The following is a 17,226-nucleotide window of genomic DNA, read 5'->3' on the forward strand; positions in this document are numbered from 1 at the left end:
GGGGCGTGAGTCTCACATCCCTGAGACACCCAGATGTTGAGCCCCCTGCCCGCGTCGCGTTTCGGAGCGGACAAAAGCCAACTTCTGCGCGGGTCGTCAAGAGAGCGAGCAGGAACCATTACCCATGCAAAAAAGGACTTTGTCTACACGCTGGCCTCTTCCTAGGGAAGAGGTTTTTCTGTGGTATACTGAGAGCGAAGCCATTTGTCACATGACCGGAGGAACCTATGATCGAACGATGCTATGAATGGCTGGAGGCACTTCTTTCCCGCCACGGCGAGATTACCCATGTGCGTCTGTGCACCGAACGCTCGTGGGAGGAAACGGACGAACAGCTGGAGATGATCCTCTATTTCAGCGCAGGAGAAGAGGTACACCCGATCGCCGCCATCCACCTGTTTCCTTTGGACGAGTTGACCTGCGAGGTGGAGGTGGAGATCACGTTTGACCAGATGAACGGCGGGCAGCGGGATGCACGCATGCTGTGGCAGCAGGCGCAGGAGATCGTGCAGGAGGTCTCGCTGACGGAGAGAAAACGTTTCCTGTCGCCCGAGCGATTGGCGGAACATGAGCTTGTTCTCGACTATCATTTCATGTTGTCGATGCCGCAAAGCGAAGAAGAGGACGAACGGCTGCTCCAAACCCTGCAGTGCTTCGCGGAAGATGTGGGGCGCTTGGTGCAGCTTTAGACCCGTTTGCAGGATTTTGTCCGGGGGAGAAAGAATGTTGTACAGACAAAATGAATGAACATTCATTCGCAAAATGGGAGGGATCGTTTTGGAGCTGAAGCATGTGTTTACGCCGATTCGTTTGGCCGATCTGACGCTGCCCAACCGGATCATGATGGGGTCCATGCACGTGGGTGTGGAGAAGATGGAGAACGGGATTCACCGCCTGGCTGCTTTTTACGCGGAGCGGGCAAAGGGGGAGGCGGGCCTGATCGTAACCGGCGGGGTCGCTGTCAGTCCGGAGGGAGGAATGGGCGAGGCCTACTGCAACATTTACCGCGACGAACACATCGACAAGCTGCGGCCAATTCCCGAGGCAGTGCATCGGGCTGGCGGCAGAATCGCCCTGCAGCTGTTTCATGCCGGACGCTACGCGTACAAGGAGGCGACTGGTCTTGACCCCGTCGCTCCCTCCCCGCTGCAGGCGCCCATCAACCGGACGGCCCCGCGGGAGCTGAGTCCGGCGGAAGTGGAGCAAACCATCCAGGCTTTTGCGGATGGTGCCGTCCGGGCCAAACGGGCAGGGTTTGACGGTGTGGAGATCATGGGCTCGGAAGGATACCTGATCAATCAGTTTCTTTCGCCGGTGACCAACCGGCGAACGGATGAATGGGGCGGCGATTTTGAGCGCCGCGCCCGTTTCGGGGTGGAGATCGCCCGGCGGGTACGGCTTGCCGTGGGGGACGGGTTTCCGGTCATTTTCCGCATGTCCGGGCTTGATCTCATTCCGGACAGCACCACCATGGAGGAGACGCTCCGGTTTGCCCGCATGCTCGAGGAGGCGGGCGTCAACGCCCTCAATATCGGCATCGGCTGGCATGAGTCGCAGGTGCCGACCATCTCCATGATGGTGCCGAGGGGAGCGTACGTGTGGGTAGCGCAGCGGGTGAAGGAAGCGGTTGCCATCCCCGTCATCGCCAGCAATCGGATCAATGACGTGCGTCTTGCCGAGGAGATTCTGGCGGAGGGGCTGTGCGACATGATCTCGATGGCGCGGCCGTTTCTCGCGGATTCCCATATCGTGCACAAAAGCAGGGAAGGGCGCTTTGACGAAGTAAACACCTGCATCGCCTGCAATCAGGCTTGCCTGGACCATGTGTTTTCCGGGATTCCGGCTTCCTGTCTGGTCAACCCGCTCGCAGGCAGGGAGCTGGACCTCGCCCTGCAACCGGCGGAAGTGGTGAAGCGGGTAGCGGTGATCGGGGCCGGACCGGCGGGAATGGAGGCGGCACGGGTGCTGGCGGAGCGCGGTCACCGCGTGACGCTCTTTGAAAAACGGCAGAAGATCGGCGGGCAGCTGAATTACGCGAAGCAGGTCCCGGGCAAGGCGGAATTTCGGGAGACCTTGCGCTACTACCGGACAGAGCTTGCCAGGCTGGGCGTGGAGATCCGATTCGGCGTGGAGGTGGATGCCGCGCTGCTGCTTGCGGAAGGCTTCGAGGAGGCGGTGGTGGCTACTGGCGTCATTCCGCGCAGGCCGGAGATCCCGGGCATCGATCTTCCGCATGTGATCAGCTATACGCAGGTATTTGAAAAGCAGGCTGCCGTCGGACGCCGCGCCGTCATCATCGGGGCTGGCGGCATCGCCTGCGACCTGTCCCATCTGCTTGCACACAACAGCGGGATCAGCGCGGAAACGAGCCGCTACCTGCTCGAACAGCGCGTGCTGGATGCAAAAGGCGTCCAGCATGTCATGCACAGCGGCCGCAAAATCACCATGCTGCGCCGCGGCAAACATGTCGGTACCGGTTTGGGGAAAACGACGCGGTGGGCTGTGCTTGCGACCTTGAAGCGGCAGGGAGTGGAGATGGTGACGGAAGTGGAGTATCAAGCGATCACCCCTGAGGGCGTGTGCATCCTGGAGAAAGGGGAGAAGCGCCTGCTTCCGGCTGACACGGTGATCATCGCCGCAGGCGCCACCTCGAACAACCGCCTGTACAGCGACCTGGCAGGGAAAATGCCGGTGCATCTGATCGGCGGCGCCAAAGAGGCGGGAGAACTGGATGCCAAGCGCGCCATTCTGGAAGGATCGCTGGTCGCACGCAACATATAGAAGAGACGAAAACCCTGGCATGCGCGAAACTGCCAGGGTTTTAAAGCACTAAAGTGAAGTGAGAAAGGTTGGGGCCCCCGCCGACACCAGCGTTAGCTTAAGTCGGCGGGGTTTTGGGATTACCAGGCGGCGACGACACGGTTTTTGCCTGATTTTTTGGCCGCGATTTCCGCATCGTCCGCCAGCCGGATCAAATCATCGATCGTTTCCGCTTGACAATGGGCGAGCGTCGAGACGCCGACGCTTACCGTCACCTTGTAGGGATTTCGGGCGGCAAACCCCTCTTCTATCTGCTTGCGGATCTCCCGGGCGATCTTCAAGGCGGTCTGCCCGTCCGTTTTGGGCAAAACCAGCAGCAGTTCCTCGCCGCCATACCTGCCGGGGACATCGTTCTGCCGCAGGATGCCTCTCACGATGTCCGCCAGCTCCCGCAGCACCCTGTCTCCTTCCTGATGGCCGAATTCATTGATCAGCCGGAAATTGTCGATATCCAGCATGATCACGGACAGATCGAGATCGTAGCGCTTGGCCAGAATAAACTCTTGCTGCAAGCGTTCCATGAAATAACGCCGCTGGTAGAAGCCGGTCAGATTGTCGATCATCATCTCCATGTACAGCACGGCGTTGGCGATGTGCGGCCTGATAAAGGAGAGGAAATGCTCGATATGCGCCCGTTTGGTATCCGGCAGCGCAGGGGAATAAAGCTCCAGCATGATGGATTGGCTGCCTTGCTGATACAGCGGAAACACGTATTTTTCGATCCCCTCCCGCTCGGTCGTATAGCTGATCTGCACGTTGTCGATCACCGTACCGGAAGCCCGGTAATAGATCTTCTCTTTGCGGAACAACAATTGAAAATCGACCGCCAGCAGCGTAACCGGAAAATATTCGAACAGCGCATGGGTCAGACGATGGAGGGTCCGGGTAATTTCCAGCGCACCCGTTACCTGTTCGCTCAGCTGCATGATAATCTGCAGGTCCAGCGAGTGATGCAGCAGCTGCTGGCGTTCCTGCAGCAGGCATTGGACCTGGGGATGCTCGCGAAGACCAGGATCACCCTCCAGATAGGCCGGTTTCATGAGATGTTCAATCTCCGCCATGATCTCGTGGTACATTTCCTCTTTTTCGATCAGCTGGTAAATATTCGCAGCCCGCAGCAGTGAAAGAAGCGACCGGTTCCGGTCACCGCTGCGCAGATACCAAATCGCTATGAAACGATAATAATCGGGCCAAAACAGATCGTATCCATAGGCATGCAGGTAATGCTTCCATTGCTCCAGCCAGTATTCCGCCTCTGCAGAGCCTTCCCTCAGCAGGAGCGCGATCAGTTCCCGCATGGCCCATCCCTGGTAGATGCGGTATCCGTTTGAGGCGATCGCCTGTTTGAACAGCTGAACAGCCCGCTCCGTCTCCCCGCGTTCGATCTCGTACAGGGCATCGATGAACAGGGTGGCATCATTCTGCTGATGCCAAACGGTCGGGGGCGGCAGCGGCTCACCACGGCGAAAGGCGGCGTATCTGCTCACCATTTCCCATTCGGTAAAGGCGGCGTCGCTCAAATTGAGCTGCAGGAGCTCGTTTTCCACCTGCTGATACAGTTCCCACCGCATCCATTCGACCGCATAAAGCATCTGATGCTGCAGAAAATATTCGCGCAGATCCGAGCGTTTCAGTTCACCGGCCTGCAGGAGGCAGTTCAGCAAATAGCGGTATTCGGCCGGATCGCCCAGGATCAGGGCGATTTCCATCCCGTTCAGGTAGCTGATCTGTTCCTTGGTGGTAAACCCGAATCGGCGCGACAGGGTTAGCTGCCGCTGGTTGTACATATGGGCGATCTTGACATTCGGTTGAAACAGGTAGGAATTATACAGATCCAGCAGCAGGTCGTGGTACGGGTAAGTTTCCAGCATGGTCTCCAACGACTGGCGCAGCGCGTTGGCTCTTTCCTCCAGCTCCTGAAAGTAGTCCGCCGCCAAAATCACGTAGAACAGCGTAAAATCAGCGTACAAGCGGCGGGACAGGAGAGCGCGGCTGGGATAGAACTCCTCCCTGAAAAAACGGTCGATTTTTTCGGCGCCTTCCCTGGTGATGGGGGAAAAAAGATTGAGCCTGCACAGCAGATGGGCAGCGCGCGCCCGATCGCTCAGGCGGTTTCGTTTGTCCTCGAGATATGTGAGCAGCTCCTGTTTCGCTGCTGGCAGGTCAAGCTGCTGGGTAAACAGCAGGACGCTGAGCAGGCAAAAGCGGTCGTATGCTTCGCCGGTCCGTTTGTACAGATCACGAGCGGTTGCTTCCGCCTGTTCATAAAGATTGAGCCGCAGATATACCTGATACAGCAGGCGATCCCAGCAGAGAATCTGCCTGCGCATCAGTTCATGCTGCAGGCGCTTCAGGTTCTCCAGGATGGTTTTATGCCCATCCAGCTTCAGCTTGCTGCGGATCTGCCGGTAATAGCGGATCAGATAAAAGTATTCAAGCCGTTTGTTGCCGGCAAGCAGCGCCAGTTCGATCAGCTGCGGCAGCGCCGTCGGACGGAACGCTTGCTGCATCTGCAGCGCCCGTTCATAATAGGAGGACTGTTCGGCGTACGGCAGATCGTACAGGGCCTGCCTGGCCACATCGACCGGCACATAGACGCTGTTCGGACTGTAGACGGATGCCAGCCCCCATTGATCGAAGCGCGACAGGGCCATCCACAATTCCTCGGTGTCGGCACCGTTTGCCCGAAAGATGGTCTCGGCCCGAACCGGATGAGGGAAACATATCAATGTGCGAAGCAGATCGAGATCCTCTGGCGACAGCTTCGCCAGCCTGCTGGCGATCAGGGTGGACGGGGCATGAATATCCAGCTCCGGCATGCCGTTGTCCCGCCAGCCAGCCGGCGTCAGGACAAGATGTCCTTTCTCCACAAGAGACTCAAGAATCAGCCGGGTATGGGCGAAATCAATCTGCTGCTCGCAAAACCACCGGGCGAGCTTCTCCACCAGCGCGTCGTCCGCCCGCCCCAGCTGGGAAAGAAGAACATGCCGATACATCGCGGCCGTCTTCTGCCCAAACTCCAGATAACGGATGGAATCCCCCGTCATGATGGCAGGTTTCTGTTTGCCGCTGAACAGGACGTAGGGCTGGTGCAATTCTTCGCCATATGTTTCCCAGAAATGAAGAAAGACGCGTTGGGAGTCTTCATCACACAGTTCGCAATCTTCCAACGTATAGAAAAAGTGAAGCGGCTGCGTCACCGGCTGCACTTCCCGATACAGCTTGTACAGCCATTCTGCCAGCGTATGAACGATCTCGCGGCCCGTGTAATGCTGGCTCAGAATACGCTCGAACCTTTGCCACATGCGCTGCAGCGAGGGGGCGATCCGGGGGTTCATCCGGGCTGCGAATTGAATCGTCCGTTCACTCAGTTCCCGCAGGGTGGAGAAGGGCAACGGACGGCAGTTGATCATGATGAAGATATGGCGTTCCATCACTTCATTGAAATGCTGGTTATAGATGTGATAACGGGAGGCATCATCCTGGCTGATCAGCCCGATGAGGCGGCCGCCTTCCCGCCGCAAAAACGCCCGCAGCGCTGCCTGTTCATCCGGCATGATTGGGGGAAGCATGGGGTGCAGCTGCTCCACCCCTGCCGACAGGTGCCCGTCCTGGGTGGGAACGGCACGGCCTGTGCCGGCCGTCACCAAACGCTCACCGATTTCCCGCGCGCTCAGAAATGTCTCCGGCGAACCGATCAACTGCTTGCACAGCCCATGGACAGCCGCCGGCAGTTCATCCGTCAGGGTCCACGGTTCCGACGGAAAGCGGCCAAGGTACAGCCAATGCATGAGCAGCCCGATCCCTTGGAAATCGGCGATGCGCGGCATGGTATGATGGCGGGAATAGGGAGAAAGCAGGGCGAACGGATACTCGGCCAATACCTTGTCTACCATGGGAAACGTGTTGGGATAAGGCTGTACATCCAGGATGACAGAACCCGATTCCTTGCGGTAATAGATTTGTTCGGGAATGAAGAGCCCCAGGACAAAGCGCTGCTGATGCAATTGCTCCAACGCTTCCGTCAGGGAGACAAGAATCCGGATGCGGTCATCCTCGGAGAGATGGTCACGGCAGGCGCTCAGCGGGAAGCAGCCCGGCGGCAAAGGAGGAAGATAAATGCACAGTTCGTCTTCTTCCTCCCTGATGTCTGCAATCCTGCGAAACCGGTTCCCAATCGCTGCCTTCTGCCACTGCTGCAGGCGATCGCGGATGGGTTGTTGATGATAGTAATTCCACGCAAAGCGGTGGAAACGCATCACGGAACCGTCGACACGATGCGTTAACGTCATGCAGCGCATCGCGGTCGATCCTGGGGTATATACCTGTTCCATGGCGTTCCTCCTTTTCCGAGCAAAATCGAATACTACTAGTTTAATATATTTTGAAGTTTTCGAAAAGAAGGAAAGAGGGCGGGGGTGAAGCGCGGGAAAGTTGCGGCTGTTCAGAAAAAGGCGATTGGTGTATGATGAGAAAAAGCGATGTAATAATTTTGGATGTTTTGTCGAAACGCTTTCCTTTCTGTGAGATTCGTTGCAAAATAGTAACACATCGAACTAATCGGATGATCATGTTGGGGGGCATCGCGATGAGCGATAACGGCATACTTTTGGGGAAGCGTCAGTTCCTGTACAGTACGGATCAGACGATCAAGGTGGAAGGATGGACGTTCACTTTGGCCTCCGGATTCAAGCTGATCGCCGGAGGGAGTGCCAACCCGATACAGACATTGGTCAGTATCTATCAGGAAAAGGAAAAAGTGGCGCAATTGCTGCTGACGTATCGGCGCCTGGAGACCGAGTTGACGGTTCAGGCGGTTTCAAGCGAAGTGCTGTTGGAAATCATGCCCTATCCGCGGATGGTCAGAGTGTCGGAAAAATGACGAGCACCCCCCCATGGGGTGCTTTTTTCGGCCTGCGCGGAAAAGGTTGTGCGGCAGATCAAGCGACTAAGGAGGACGATCAGATGGACAAGCTGCGGGTGGGAGAATTTGCGTTAACCTGGCTCTATGGAGGCATCAGCCAACTGGATGGAGGGGCGATGTTCGGGGTGGTTCCCAAACCGCTGTGGAGCAAGCGCTATCCGAACAATGAGCTCAACCAGATTCCGCTGCGGGCAGACCCGATCCTTGTGGAAGCCCACGGCAAACGGCTGCTGATTGAATCCGGCCTCGGCAGGGATCGGCTGACGGAGAAGCAAAAACGAAACTTCGGGCTGCTGGAAGAATCGCTGCTCCATGAATCGCTCGCCGCGCTCGGGCTGTCTGCCGGCGATATCGACATCGTGATGATGACGCATATGCATTACGATCATGCCAACGGACTTGTTTCGAAAGTGGAAGATCGGCTCACCTCCACGTTTCCCAATGCGGTCATTTATGTACAGGAAACGGAGTGGAACGAGATGCGCGCCCCCAATATCCGGTCGCGCAACACATACTGGGAGGAGAACTGGCGGCCGATCCAGCAGCAGGTGGAAACATTCGGGAAGGAGCATGAAGTGCTGCCCGGCATCGTGATGCATCACACCGGCGGTCACAGCGACGGCCACGCGATCATCCGCATGGAGAGTCAGGGAGAGGTGCTGCTGCATCTGGCCGACCTGCTGCCGACCCATGCCCACCAGAATCCCCTGTGGGTGATGGCCTATGATGATTATCCCATGACCTCCATCTTTGCCAAAGAGAAGTGGATAGCGGAAGGCATCAAGGATTCGGCCTGGTTCAGCTTTTATCATGATGCGCTGTACCGGGCCCTGAAATGGAACGAGGCGGGAGAGATTATCGAAAAAGTGGAAATTGGCGAGAGGCACCTGTAGCGAAGAGCAGGTGCCTCTTCTTGTGTCTAGTAGGTGAGAAGGATGGAACCCCAGACGAGCCCTCCGCCGAATGCGACCAACAGCAGCGTATCGCCGCGCCTGATCCGGCCGTCACGCACCGCCTGGTCGACGGCAAGCGGGATCGTGGCGGCGGAATTGTTGCCATAGTGCTTGACCGTGCTGATTACCTTTTCGGGAGGAAAAGCCAGTTGCTCGGCAACGGCGTCGATGATGCGCTGGTTGGCCTGGTGCGGAATCAGCCAGTCGATGTCACTGGCGTCAATGCCGGCGGCCTGGATCGTTTCCCGCACCGTTTGGGCCATGGAAGTGACCGCCAGCTTGAAGATTTTTCGTCCGTCCATCACGATTTTGGCTTTGGTGTCGGGAGCGACAGGTTGGGGATGCCGGCTTCCGCCACCGGGAACGTACAGGTGGGGGAAATGGGCGCCATCCGCATGCGTGGCGGTATGCAGGATTCCCTGATCGCGCCCTTCCTCCTGGCGGGAAAGAAGAAACGCGCCCGCGCCGTCGCTGAACAGGATGCATGTCGTCCGATCGGTATAGTCCGTGACGCGGGACAGCGTATCCGCACCGACAACAAGAATGTGTTTGTGCTTGCCCGTGGCGATGAACTGCGCTGCCGTCTCCAGGGCGGATAGGAAGCCAACGCAGGTCGCCCCCAGATCGTAGGCCGGGATATGGCGGCAACCCAGCCGGTGCTGGAGCTGGCAGGCAACGGGAGGAAAAGGGTGATCGGGAGTGGACGTGGCCACGATGATCATATCGATCTGATCCGCCGTCAATCCGGCATGGGCGATGGCAGCCTCGGCGGCATGATAGGCCAGATCGGACGTTGCCTGCCAGGGGGCGGCAATCCGCCGTTCGCTGATGCCGGTTCGGGTCACAATCCATTCATCGGAAGTTTCGACCATGCGCTCCAAATCCGCGTTGGTCAGCACGTGCTCGGGAACATAGGAACCGATCCCGGTAATGCAAGCCTTGTACATGGAAATCACCTCGTTTAGAAATGATAACCAGATTATAACACTAAGTATTAGTATCTGGTACTAATTTTTGATTGCACCATCTTTTTTAACAGACTTTTTTGAAAACGAAAGACAAATCCTCCCTTTTTTATTAAAATAAATGCAATCAGTAAAATTTTTTCTAAAGAATAAGAGGTGGCGGGCATGAAAAAAGTGCTGGTGATGGGCGGTACCATGTTTTTTGGCAAGCGGCTGGTGGAGAAGCTGCTGCAGCAAGGAATGGAGGTTACGATCGCGACCCGGGGAAGAACGGCCGATCCGTTTGCCGATCGTGTGGAACGGCTCGTGATCGACAGGGAGAACAGGGAGACGCTGGAGGCTGCTTTCCGGGGGAGAAGCTGGGATGTGGTGTACGACCAAACATGCTATTCGCCCCAAGAGGCTCTTGATACGAAAGAGATCCTGGACGGGCGGATAGGACGGTATATCTTTACCTCCACCATGGCGGTCTACGACCATGGCAGCGGCAAGAGGGAAGAAGATTTTGATCCCCGCGCTTACGCTGTCGGGAAATTGGGTGACAGACGCGCCTACATAGGGGTGGCCGGCTATCAGGAAGCCAAGCGGGCGTCCGAAGCGGTGCTGTTGACCAATCCGGCTTTTCCGGTTGTGGCGATCCGCTTCCCGCTGGTCATCGGCCCCGACGATTTCACCAACCGTCTTCGTTTCCATGTGGAACATATCGCCCGGGAAATCCCGATGGGTATCTCCAATCCGGACAATTACGTCGACTTCATTTCGTCTGAAGACGCGGCCCGGACGCTGGCCTGGCTGGGAGAAAGCGATGTCGTCGGGCCGTTTAATGCTTCCTCCCACGGGGAGATGCGGCTGCGGGAGCTGGTGGGAATGATCGAGGAACTGGTGGGGAAAAAAGCGATCCTCGTTCCCGAAGCGGGTCCCGGGCATGATTCCCCGTACGCGATGCCCGGTTCGTGGTCGCTTTGCATCGACAAGATCAAGCAGGCCGGTTTTGCACCAAGTCATGTCCGCGACTGGCTCCCCTCCCTGTTGGCCGGGTATCTGTCGCAATTGTGATTCATGGTGAAAAATTTATTAAATTTTTTTTAACGAATGATTGACGTAGCAGTTCCCAATTTCTACAATAGGAGGCACCGATAGATAGAAACTCCTCAAGCAGGGGTTGAGAGCGAGGGAGAACGGAGAGATGGGCAGGCTGCAATCCTTTTTGCGCGAGTATCACCCCATTGTGCATTCCCTGGTGGCGGGGACTGTGTTTGTACGTGCGGCCAGCTCGATGAGCATGCCGTTTTTGTTTATTTATCTGTCCAAAAACACCGACATGGATCTGGCAACCATCGGGCTAACCATCGGGGCAGGTTCGCTGGCGGGGACGGTGGGCGGCTTTGTCGGCGGGACGCTCTCCGACATCATCGGCAGGCGCCGCGTCATGCTGGCCGCCCTGTATCTGTGGGTCTTCGTCTTTTTTGGCTTTGCCTACGGGGAAAGCCCGTGGTTTTTTTTCCTGCTCAATGTGCTGAGCGGGCTGTGCCGGTCTTTCTATGAACCGGTTTCGCAGGCATTGATGGCGGATTTGACGCCGCCGGATAAACGGTACCGCGTCTTCGCCATGCGCTACACGGCGATCAACCTGGGGGTGGCTGTCGGCCCGATCATCGGCGCGCTCCTCGCGCTGCAGGGAGATGCCCTGCCTTTTTTGCTGACAGGTGCGATCTATCTGCTGTATGTGATCAGCCTGCAGTTTTTGCTCCATTTCTTCGGCATCAGGCAGATCGAAGGGCAGAAGAAGGAGCAGATCACCTTTAAAAAAGCGTGGGATGTCGTGATCCACGATGCGGCTTTCCGTTTTTACATCATTGGCGGAATCCTCGGGGCGATCGGGTATTCCCAGATGTCAAGCACGCTCTCCAAGTTCGTGGAGATGACGGTACCCGACGGCATGAAGCTGTTTGCGGTATTGATGAGCGTCAACGCCATCGTGGTCGTGCTGCTGCAGATTCCCTGTGCCAGATGGTCGGAAAAAAGGACGCCCATTCAGAGCATCCTGGTGGGCAACCTGATGTATGCGCTGGGGGATCTGGGTTACGCGATGGCCGACGGTTGGATCCTCTTCATCCTGTCGATGGCGGTATTCACCCTGGGGGAAATCCTGACGTTTACCTCGTCCGATGTCATGATCGACCGCCTGGCTCCGGAAGAGATGCGCGGTGCCTACTACGGGGCCAAAAGCTTCAGCAACATCGGTCACTTTGTGGGGCCGTGGCTGGGGGGCATCCTGCTGGCGCATTACAGCGGTTCCGTGCTGTTCACGACCGTGGCGGCGATCTCCATGCTCGGCAGCGTTTTCTACTGGGCAGGCGACCGCGCCTACTTTCTGCGCACCGGTCACCATATCTCCCGCAGGCACGCCGGATAAGCATCCCGCTATTCCAGCGCCTGCATGATCCGGTCCGCGATCCGTTGGTATCCGGCGTGATTCGGGTGGAAATGATCCGTGTACAGGTACTTATTCTCTTTTTGCACAAACAGGTCGTACGTGGGGACCACCATCACGCCCGGAACGCGGGAAGCGATCTCCGCGGCTTTCCCGTTCCAGGCCAGAACGGGGGCTGCTGTCTCCTGCGCCGCTTCCGTATCGCCGAAAGGATTGTACAGGGCCGTATAAAGGATCGGCGCTTTGCCGTTCAGCTCCCGCAGTTGGGAGAGGATCTTCCCGAAATTGGTCGTCAGGCTGTTCATGGCCGCGTCCAATTTTTTTTCATCCAGCTGATAGACGCCGCCGCTCTGCTGAAATAAGTCGTTGCCGCCAATCGTAAATACGATCAGATCGGCATCGGCCACCAGCCGCCTGATCTGGGGCTGCTCCAGCTGGGCCAACAGGCCGGACGACTGCTGGCCGTTGATGGCCAGATTGTGCAGGATGAGCGATTGATGGCGCTGTTTCTCCAGCGCTTCCCGTACCAGGCCGACATAACCGAGGCCGCTGGCGTCCCCCGCACCTCTGGTAAGCGAGTCGCCCAGCGCCACGACCGTCAGCTTCCCCTGCTCGGGCAGGGGGGCGGATGGCGCAACCGGTTTGCTGCCGGCGGATGGCGCCATCCCTTGGCCGGAGCGGAGCAGGAAGGGGTTCAGGGCGAGCAGAAATCCTGCGATGAAAAGGAGCAGGGAGAGAACCGAGATCGTAAAGGTGGTCCGCCATAACGTTTGTCCGGTGCGAAGATGCATCCCGCATCCCTCCTCGTCTGTATTGGGGTCTTTCCAAGCGTTCATGGTATAATGGTAATGCTTTGCCATTCAATACGTAGTGTACCATAAATAAATTTCGCATGTTGGCAGGCTTCAGAAGGAAAGGTGAGAAGCGCATGGCGGATGTGGTGCTGTCTGTCTCCGGCCTCAAGAAGGCGATCGGGCGGCGGACAATCATCCATGACATTACGTTCGATGTGATGGCGGGGGAAGTGTTTGGCTTTCTCGGGCCCAACGGCGCAGGGAAAACCACCACGATCCGCATGCTGGTGGGACTGGCTTCCGCGGACGGCGGGGAGATCCGCATCGGCGGCATTTCCCTTTTCGACCGTTTTCCCGACGCGATCCGGCAGGTGGGGTGTATCGTGGAAAATCCGGAAATGTACAAGTTTATGACCGGGCGGGAAAATCTGGAGCACTTCGCCCGGATGAGCGGCGATGTGACGGCGGAGCGGATTGAGGAGGTCATCCGCTTCGTGGAACTGACCCACGCGATCGACGACAAGGTGAAAACCTATTCGCTTGGCATGCGGCAGCGGCTGGGGATTGCCCAGGCGCTGCTGCACAGGCCGCGCCTGCTGATTCTGGACGAACCGACGAACGGCCTCGATCCGGCGGGGATTCGGGAACTGCGCCGGTTTATCCGCCGTTTGGCGGAAGAGGAGGGGCTCGCGGTCTTTATATCCAGCCATCTGTTGAGCGAGATCGAGATGATGTGCGACCGGGTGGCCATCATCGACAAGGGGCGGGTCATCTCCGTCGGGGCGGTCAACACCTTGATGGCGCAGTTCGCCGATCGGGTGGAATGGACGTTCGCCCCGGACGCCTGCGCGCGTGCCGTGGAAGTGCTGCGGACGCTGTCCTTTGTGCAGGAGGTATGGCCGTCCGTCGAGGGGAAGGTAAAATGCCGGATGGATACGGAGCGTATCGCGGAAGCCAATCAGGCGCTGGTGGAAGCCGGTGTCCCCGTCCTTGGCATCGCCGCGCGGACGGTTACGCTGGAGGATCTGTTCCTGACGCTTACCGGGGGAGGTGCCGATCGTGAAACACAGCATGTTGGGGCTCGTCCGGAATGAAACGATGAAATTGCTGCGCCGCCGCCGGTTTCTCGTCGTGCTCCTGATCCTGGCCGTCCTGATCCCGATCTTCACGTATGCGCAGTACCGGGCGGTGCAGACGGCCCAGGAGCGGCTGGGAACGTCGGACTGGCGGGCGCTTTTACAGCAGCAGATCGTCGATACGCAGAATCGGCTGGCTTCCAGCCGCTTGCCTGAGGAATGGCGGCAGTTCCTGAAAATACGGGTGCAGCAGCAGCAGTACTATCTGGATCACGACATCAACCCGAATGCGCCCGGCGGCCCCTCCTTCGCCCGCGGATTCATGGATCAGGCCGTTTCCCTCTTCCTGCCGATGATGATCGTGGTCCTGGCCGTTGATCTGGTATCGGCGGAGCACAGCGAAGGGACCATCAAGCTGCTGCTGACCCGGCCGGTGCGGCGGTGGGAGGTGCTGACGAGCAAGCTGCTGACATTGATCCTTTTCGTCTCCTTGACCGTCCTGGCGGCGTTGATCATGGCTTATTTGATCTCGGGGCTGGTCTTTGGCTACTCCGGCTGGGACTTGCCGGTGCTCACCGGCTTTCGCATCGTCGGGAGCGAACTGGATACTTCCGGGGTCTTTATGGTTCCGCAGTGGCAGTATCTCTTCATGCAGTACGGGCTGGGCTGGTTTGTCAGCGTCATCGTCGGCATCATCTCCCTGATGGTCTCCGTGCTGGTGCGCAGCGCCGCGGCCGGCATGGGAATCATGATGGCCGCCCTGATCAGCGGGACGATCCTGACGCAGATGGCTTCCTCATGGGAATCGGCCAAGTACCTGTTCGTCGTCAATCTGCAAATCACCGATTACCTGGCAGGCACGCTGCCGCCGATCAAGGGCATGACCCTACCTTTTTCCCTCGCGGTTCTGAGCGTTTGGGGGGCTGTCGCCCTGTTGGTGGCCTATGCCGTGTTTATCCGGCGCGATGTCACATCGTAACAAGGAGGGAAAAGATGGGCAGCAGTATAGGGATTCCCGGTTTGATCCTGCTTTCGGTGCTGGCGTTGTTTGCAATTGTTGTGGTTCTCGCCATTGCCAGCGTAAGACGGGGATGGTCGGGCAAAAGAGAGCAGGAAAGATTGGCAGAAATCGAGAAGCGGCTTCAGAGATTGGAAGAAAAAGAAAAAGAGAGAAGCTGAGGTGAACTTCGCTTCTCTCTTTCTCTTCGCCGGGCATGCCCGGCTTCCTGTTGTGTTATGGTTGGTTCCACGTAAGCTGCTTGGCCAACTCTGTCAGGTCATTCAACGAGATGCCGCTTGCGGTCATCACCACGTAGAGGGAATGGTTTGCCTTCGTCGCATAAAAATGTACGGCGTGTTGGGCCCCTGCGTGGTCGGCGGGGACCGCCTGCGGGTCGTAAGTGACGCCGATGGCCTGCTCACCGTCAATCTGGAATACCTGCGTGTCGGTGAACGTGCCGGGCACGGACAAGTTGTGCGGCCCCGGATTGCTGCGTGTTACTTCGATCTTGATGGCATCGACGTTGCGGTGATACATCAGCGACACATGGGTCACCCGCTGGCTTGTTTCCGACTCATACCGCAAGGAGACGGAAGAAAGGGCGAATCCGCTCGGCGGTTGGCTGATCGACGGGATCGGGATATCGGAAGCGCGTACCGCCGTCTCCACATCGGTAAAGGTGGACAGCGTAATTTGCGGTTCCGCTGCCACTGCTGCCTTGTTTTGACCGCCGTCCTGGGATGCAGTCGTATCCTTGGGATGCTCCCCGATGCTGGCGATGCCTTGGACGGTATTTCCCGGCTGCTTGGCTGCGGCCGCATCCGCCATCGTTTTCGCATCAACGGCAGGAACCGCCGCTGTCGCCGCCGGTTGTCCCGCTGCCTGCTTGTCGTTTCCGGCTGCCGACCGGGTGTCGCGGGACGCGATCATTTTTCCGATGTCGGCCGGAGGGCCTGCCACCGGCAGCGTCGTAATGGCCTTTTCGTTGACGGGCTGCTGTGTGCCAGGCGCTGCAGGGGATGGCGTATCCTGTGCCTGCTGTTTCGGTTGGCTGGACGCCCTTTTTGGCTGGGCATCGGCCGGTGGAACCGTGTTTCCGGATGCTGCGGGCTGCTCCGCCGATCTCTTTTTCTCCACCGGTGCCTCTTGTATCACCGGTACCCCATGCTTCACCGGCGTCTCTTCCTGTTCCACATGCGCCGCTTCCTGTTGCTTGGGCGGTTCGGTCGCCATCGCCAACTGCGGTTGGCTGGCAGGTGCCGCATTGCCGGCGGCTTGCTGCAGTGCCGAATGATGGGCTGATTCCTGCAGTCCGCCCTGCATCTCTTTCAGGCTGAATGCCCCGACAGCCAACAGAATGGCAGCCGCCCCGATCCAACCAAGCTGCTGGTAGCGGCGCGGGAACCGTTTTCTCGCGGAAGGGGACATAACGGTTGCAGTAGCAGGGGAAGACGGGACAGCCAACTGATAGACGGCATGCATGATGCGGTCTTCCAAATGCGCGGAAGGCTGCGGATACTCTTTCATGAACATGACCTCCTCGTCGCTTGTGAAGTTCGCCTCCAACCAGTTCAGACAATCATCGCACGTTTCGATGTGAGTCAGGTCGGCGTTGTCCGCATCGTGCATCCAGTCTTGTCTAAATTCCTGGCAGTTCATGAACGAGCCCTCCTTCCTGTTGACCTAAGATCTTGGCGAGTTCCTGGCGTGCGCGCAGGTAACGGACGCGGGCGGTTGATTCAGCCACGCCCAGGAGCGCGGCGATTTTTTCAAACGGATATTCATGCGTGCAGCGCAGCACGATCACTTCCCGATACGTGTCGGACAGCTTGGCGAACGCTTCCTGGATTTCCCGGCGCTGTTCCTTGCCAAGGAGCGATTCCTGCGGGGATTCATCCCGGACCTGCGAAGGGATATAGGCCAATTGGTCATCGGAATCGTAATACTTGCGCCGGCGCAGAAAGTCGATCGTCTTGTTGCGCGCCAGCGTGTGCAGCCACGTGGAGAAATGGCTGTCCCCCCGGTAGGTGGAGAGCTTCTCGTACGCTTTGACGAAAACCTCCTGCGTCAGATCCTCCGCGTCTGATCGATTGTTGACCATTTTGTAAATAAACACGAAAATCATGTGTTGGTATCGCTGGATCAGTTCGCGGTACGCTTCCACGTCGCCTTCCATGATCCGCTGGATGATTTCAGCATCGGAATGCATCAATCTCCGGCCTCCCTTCCCTTTATCAGACGATCTCTCTCTTTCATCTGT

14 protein-coding genes are annotated in these 17,226 nt (G+C 57.9%); 9 read left to right on the plus strand and 5 right to left on the minus strand.

What is annotated here, in order from left to right; all coding sequences use genetic code 11:
• Nucleotides 1–227 precede the first annotated feature (227 nt).
• Nucleotides 228–689 carry a hypothetical protein gene (locus G3578_RS09430; RefSeq protein WP_165211920.1) on the plus strand — a complete coding sequence of 154 codons (462 nt, stop codon included), beginning with the start codon at nt 228–230 and terminating at the stop codon, nt 687–689.
• An 88-nt stretch (nt 690–777) separates the two neighbouring features.
• Nucleotides 778–2,781 (plus strand): NADPH-dependent 2,4-dienoyl-CoA reductase, encoded by a 2,004-nt coding sequence (locus tag G3578_RS09435; protein ID WP_165211922.1) that lies wholly within the window; start codon nt 778–780, stop codon nt 2,779–2,781.
• Nucleotides 2,782–2,900: 119 nt separating this feature from the next.
• Here G3578_RS09435 and G3578_RS09440 read toward each other — a convergent pair whose 3' ends face one another.
• Nucleotides 2,901–7,154, minus strand: a complete 4,254-nt coding sequence (locus tag G3578_RS09440; RefSeq protein WP_165211924.1) for a GGDEF domain-containing protein — start codon at nt 7,152–7,154, stop codon at nt 2,901–2,903.
• 254 nt (nt 7,155–7,408) lie between these two features.
• Here G3578_RS09440 and G3578_RS09445 point away from each other — a divergent pair, with 254 nt between their 5' ends.
• Together G3578_RS09445 and G3578_RS09450 are read left to right on the plus strand one after the other, a co-directional pair.
• Entirely contained in the window at nt 7,409–7,702 is a 294-nt protein-coding gene (locus G3578_RS09445) for a hypothetical protein (RefSeq protein WP_165211926.1), read from the plus strand.
• Between the two features lie 83 nt (nt 7,703–7,785).
• Nucleotides 7,786–8,637, plus strand: coding sequence for a YtnP family quorum-quenching lactonase (locus G3578_RS09450; RefSeq protein WP_165211928.1), 852 nt, complete (start codon nt 7,786–7,788; stop codon nt 8,635–8,637).
• Between the two features lie 26 nt (nt 8,638–8,663).
• On the opposite strand, the gene G3578_RS09455 is transcribed toward G3578_RS09450, so the two are convergent.
• Nucleotides 8,664–9,644 carry a beta-ketoacyl-ACP synthase III gene (locus G3578_RS09455; RefSeq protein ID WP_165211930.1) on the minus strand — a complete coding sequence of 327 codons (981 nt, stop codon included), beginning with the start codon at nt 9,642–9,644 and terminating at the stop codon, nt 8,664–8,666.
• A gap of 183 nt (nt 9,645–9,827) precedes the next feature.
• Between G3578_RS09455 and G3578_RS09460 the strand changes: the two genes are divergently transcribed.
• Both G3578_RS09460 and G3578_RS09465 read left to right on the plus strand, forming a co-directional pair.
• On the plus strand, nt 9,828–10,718 hold the full coding sequence (locus tag G3578_RS09460) for an NAD-dependent epimerase/dehydratase family protein (RefSeq protein WP_165211932.1): 891 nt from the start codon (nt 9,828–9,830) through the stop codon (nt 10,716–10,718).
• Nucleotides 10,719–10,848: 130 nt separating this feature from the next.
• Nucleotides 10,849–12,078, plus strand: coding sequence for an MDR family MFS transporter (locus G3578_RS09465; RefSeq protein ID WP_165211934.1), 1,230 nt, complete (start codon nt 10,849–10,851; stop codon nt 12,076–12,078).
• Between the two features lie 8 nt (nt 12,079–12,086).
• On the opposite strand, the gene G3578_RS09470 is transcribed toward G3578_RS09465, so the two are convergent.
• Nucleotides 12,087–12,887 (minus strand): GDSL-type esterase/lipase family protein, encoded by an 801-nt coding sequence (locus G3578_RS09470; RefSeq protein WP_165211936.1) that lies wholly within the window; start codon nt 12,885–12,887, stop codon nt 12,087–12,089.
• 137 nt (nt 12,888–13,024) lie between these two features.
• Here G3578_RS09470 and G3578_RS09475 point away from each other — a divergent pair, with 137 nt between their 5' ends.
• Genes G3578_RS09475 through G3578_RS09485 form a run of 3 tightly spaced genes read left to right on the plus strand, consistent with a single transcriptional unit; the run spans nt 13,025 to nt 15,145 of the window.
• Nucleotides 13,025–13,984: an ABC transporter ATP-binding protein gene (locus G3578_RS09475; protein ID WP_165211938.1), complete on the plus strand. Its 960-nt coding sequence runs from the start codon at nt 13,025–13,027 to the stop codon at nt 13,982–13,984.
• On the plus strand, nt 13,962–14,945 hold the full coding sequence (locus G3578_RS09480) for an ABC transporter permease (RefSeq protein WP_165212249.1): 984 nt from the start codon (nt 13,962–13,964) through the stop codon (nt 14,943–14,945). The genes G3578_RS09475 and G3578_RS09480 overlap by 23 nt, the downstream gene beginning before the upstream one ends.
• Before the next feature lie 14 nt (nt 14,946–14,959).
• Nucleotides 14,960–15,145: a hypothetical protein gene (locus G3578_RS09485; RefSeq protein ID WP_165211940.1), complete on the plus strand. Its 186-nt coding sequence runs from the start codon at nt 14,960–14,962 to the stop codon at nt 15,143–15,145.
• A 55-nt stretch (nt 15,146–15,200) separates the two neighbouring features.
• Here G3578_RS09485 and G3578_RS09490 read toward each other — a convergent pair whose 3' ends face one another.
• Nucleotides 15,201–16,625: an anti-sigma factor gene (locus tag G3578_RS09490; protein WP_165211943.1), complete on the minus strand. Its 1,425-nt coding sequence runs from the start codon at nt 16,623–16,625 to the stop codon at nt 15,201–15,203.
• On the minus strand, nt 16,606–17,175 hold the full coding sequence (locus tag G3578_RS09495; RefSeq protein WP_165211946.1) for an RNA polymerase sigma factor: 570 nt from the start codon (nt 17,173–17,175) through the stop codon (nt 16,606–16,608). Before G3578_RS09495 ends, G3578_RS09490 begins: the two co-directional genes overlap by 20 nt.
• Nucleotides 17,176–17,226: the final 51 nt, after the last annotated feature.

The organism is Brevibacillus sp. SYP-B805 (assembly GCF_011059135.1).
In the GTDB taxonomy this organism is placed as follows: domain Bacteria; phylum Bacillota; class Bacilli; order Brevibacillales; family Brevibacillaceae; genus Brevibacillus_F.

Coding starts and splice junctions, on each gene's coding strand:
- G3578_RS09470 (WP_165211936.1), bottom strand. CDS start 12,887: ATGCATCTTCGCACCGGACAAACGTTATGGCGGACCACCTTTACGATC.
- G3578_RS09445 (WP_165211926.1), top strand. CDS start 7,409: ATGAGCGATAACGGCATACTTTTGGGGAAGCGTCAGTTCCTGTACAGT.
- G3578_RS09440 (WP_165211924.1), bottom strand. CDS start 7,154: ATGGAACAGGTATATACCCCAGGATCGACCGCGATGCGCTGCATGACG.
- G3578_RS09475 (WP_165211938.1), top strand. CDS start 13,025: ATGGCGGATGTGGTGCTGTCTGTCTCCGGCCTCAAGAAGGCGATCGGG.
- G3578_RS09495 (WP_165211946.1), bottom strand. CDS start 17,175: ATGCATTCCGATGCTGAAATCATCCAGCGGATCATGGAAGGCGACGTG.
- G3578_RS09485 (WP_165211940.1), top strand. CDS start 14,960: ATGGGCAGCAGTATAGGGATTCCCGGTTTGATCCTGCTTTCGGTGCTG.
- G3578_RS09490 (WP_165211943.1), bottom strand. CDS start 16,625: ATGAACTGCCAGGAATTTAGACAAGACTGGATGCACGATGCGGACAAC.
- G3578_RS09465 (WP_165211934.1), top strand. CDS start 10,849: ATGGGCAGGCTGCAATCCTTTTTGCGCGAGTATCACCCCATTGTGCAT.
- G3578_RS09455 (WP_165211930.1), bottom strand. CDS start 9,644: ATGTACAAGGCTTGCATTACCGGGATCGGTTCCTATGTTCCCGAGCAC.
- G3578_RS09450 (WP_165211928.1), top strand. CDS start 7,786: ATGGACAAGCTGCGGGTGGGAGAATTTGCGTTAACCTGGCTCTATGGA.
- G3578_RS09430 (WP_165211920.1), top strand. CDS start 228: ATGATCGAACGATGCTATGAATGGCTGGAGGCACTTCTTTCCCGCCAC.
- G3578_RS09460 (WP_165211932.1), top strand. CDS start 9,828: ATGAAAAAAGTGCTGGTGATGGGCGGTACCATGTTTTTTGGCAAGCGG.
- G3578_RS09480 (WP_165212249.1), top strand. CDS start 13,962: ATGTTGGGGCTCGTCCGGAATGAAACGATGAAATTGCTGCGCCGCCGC.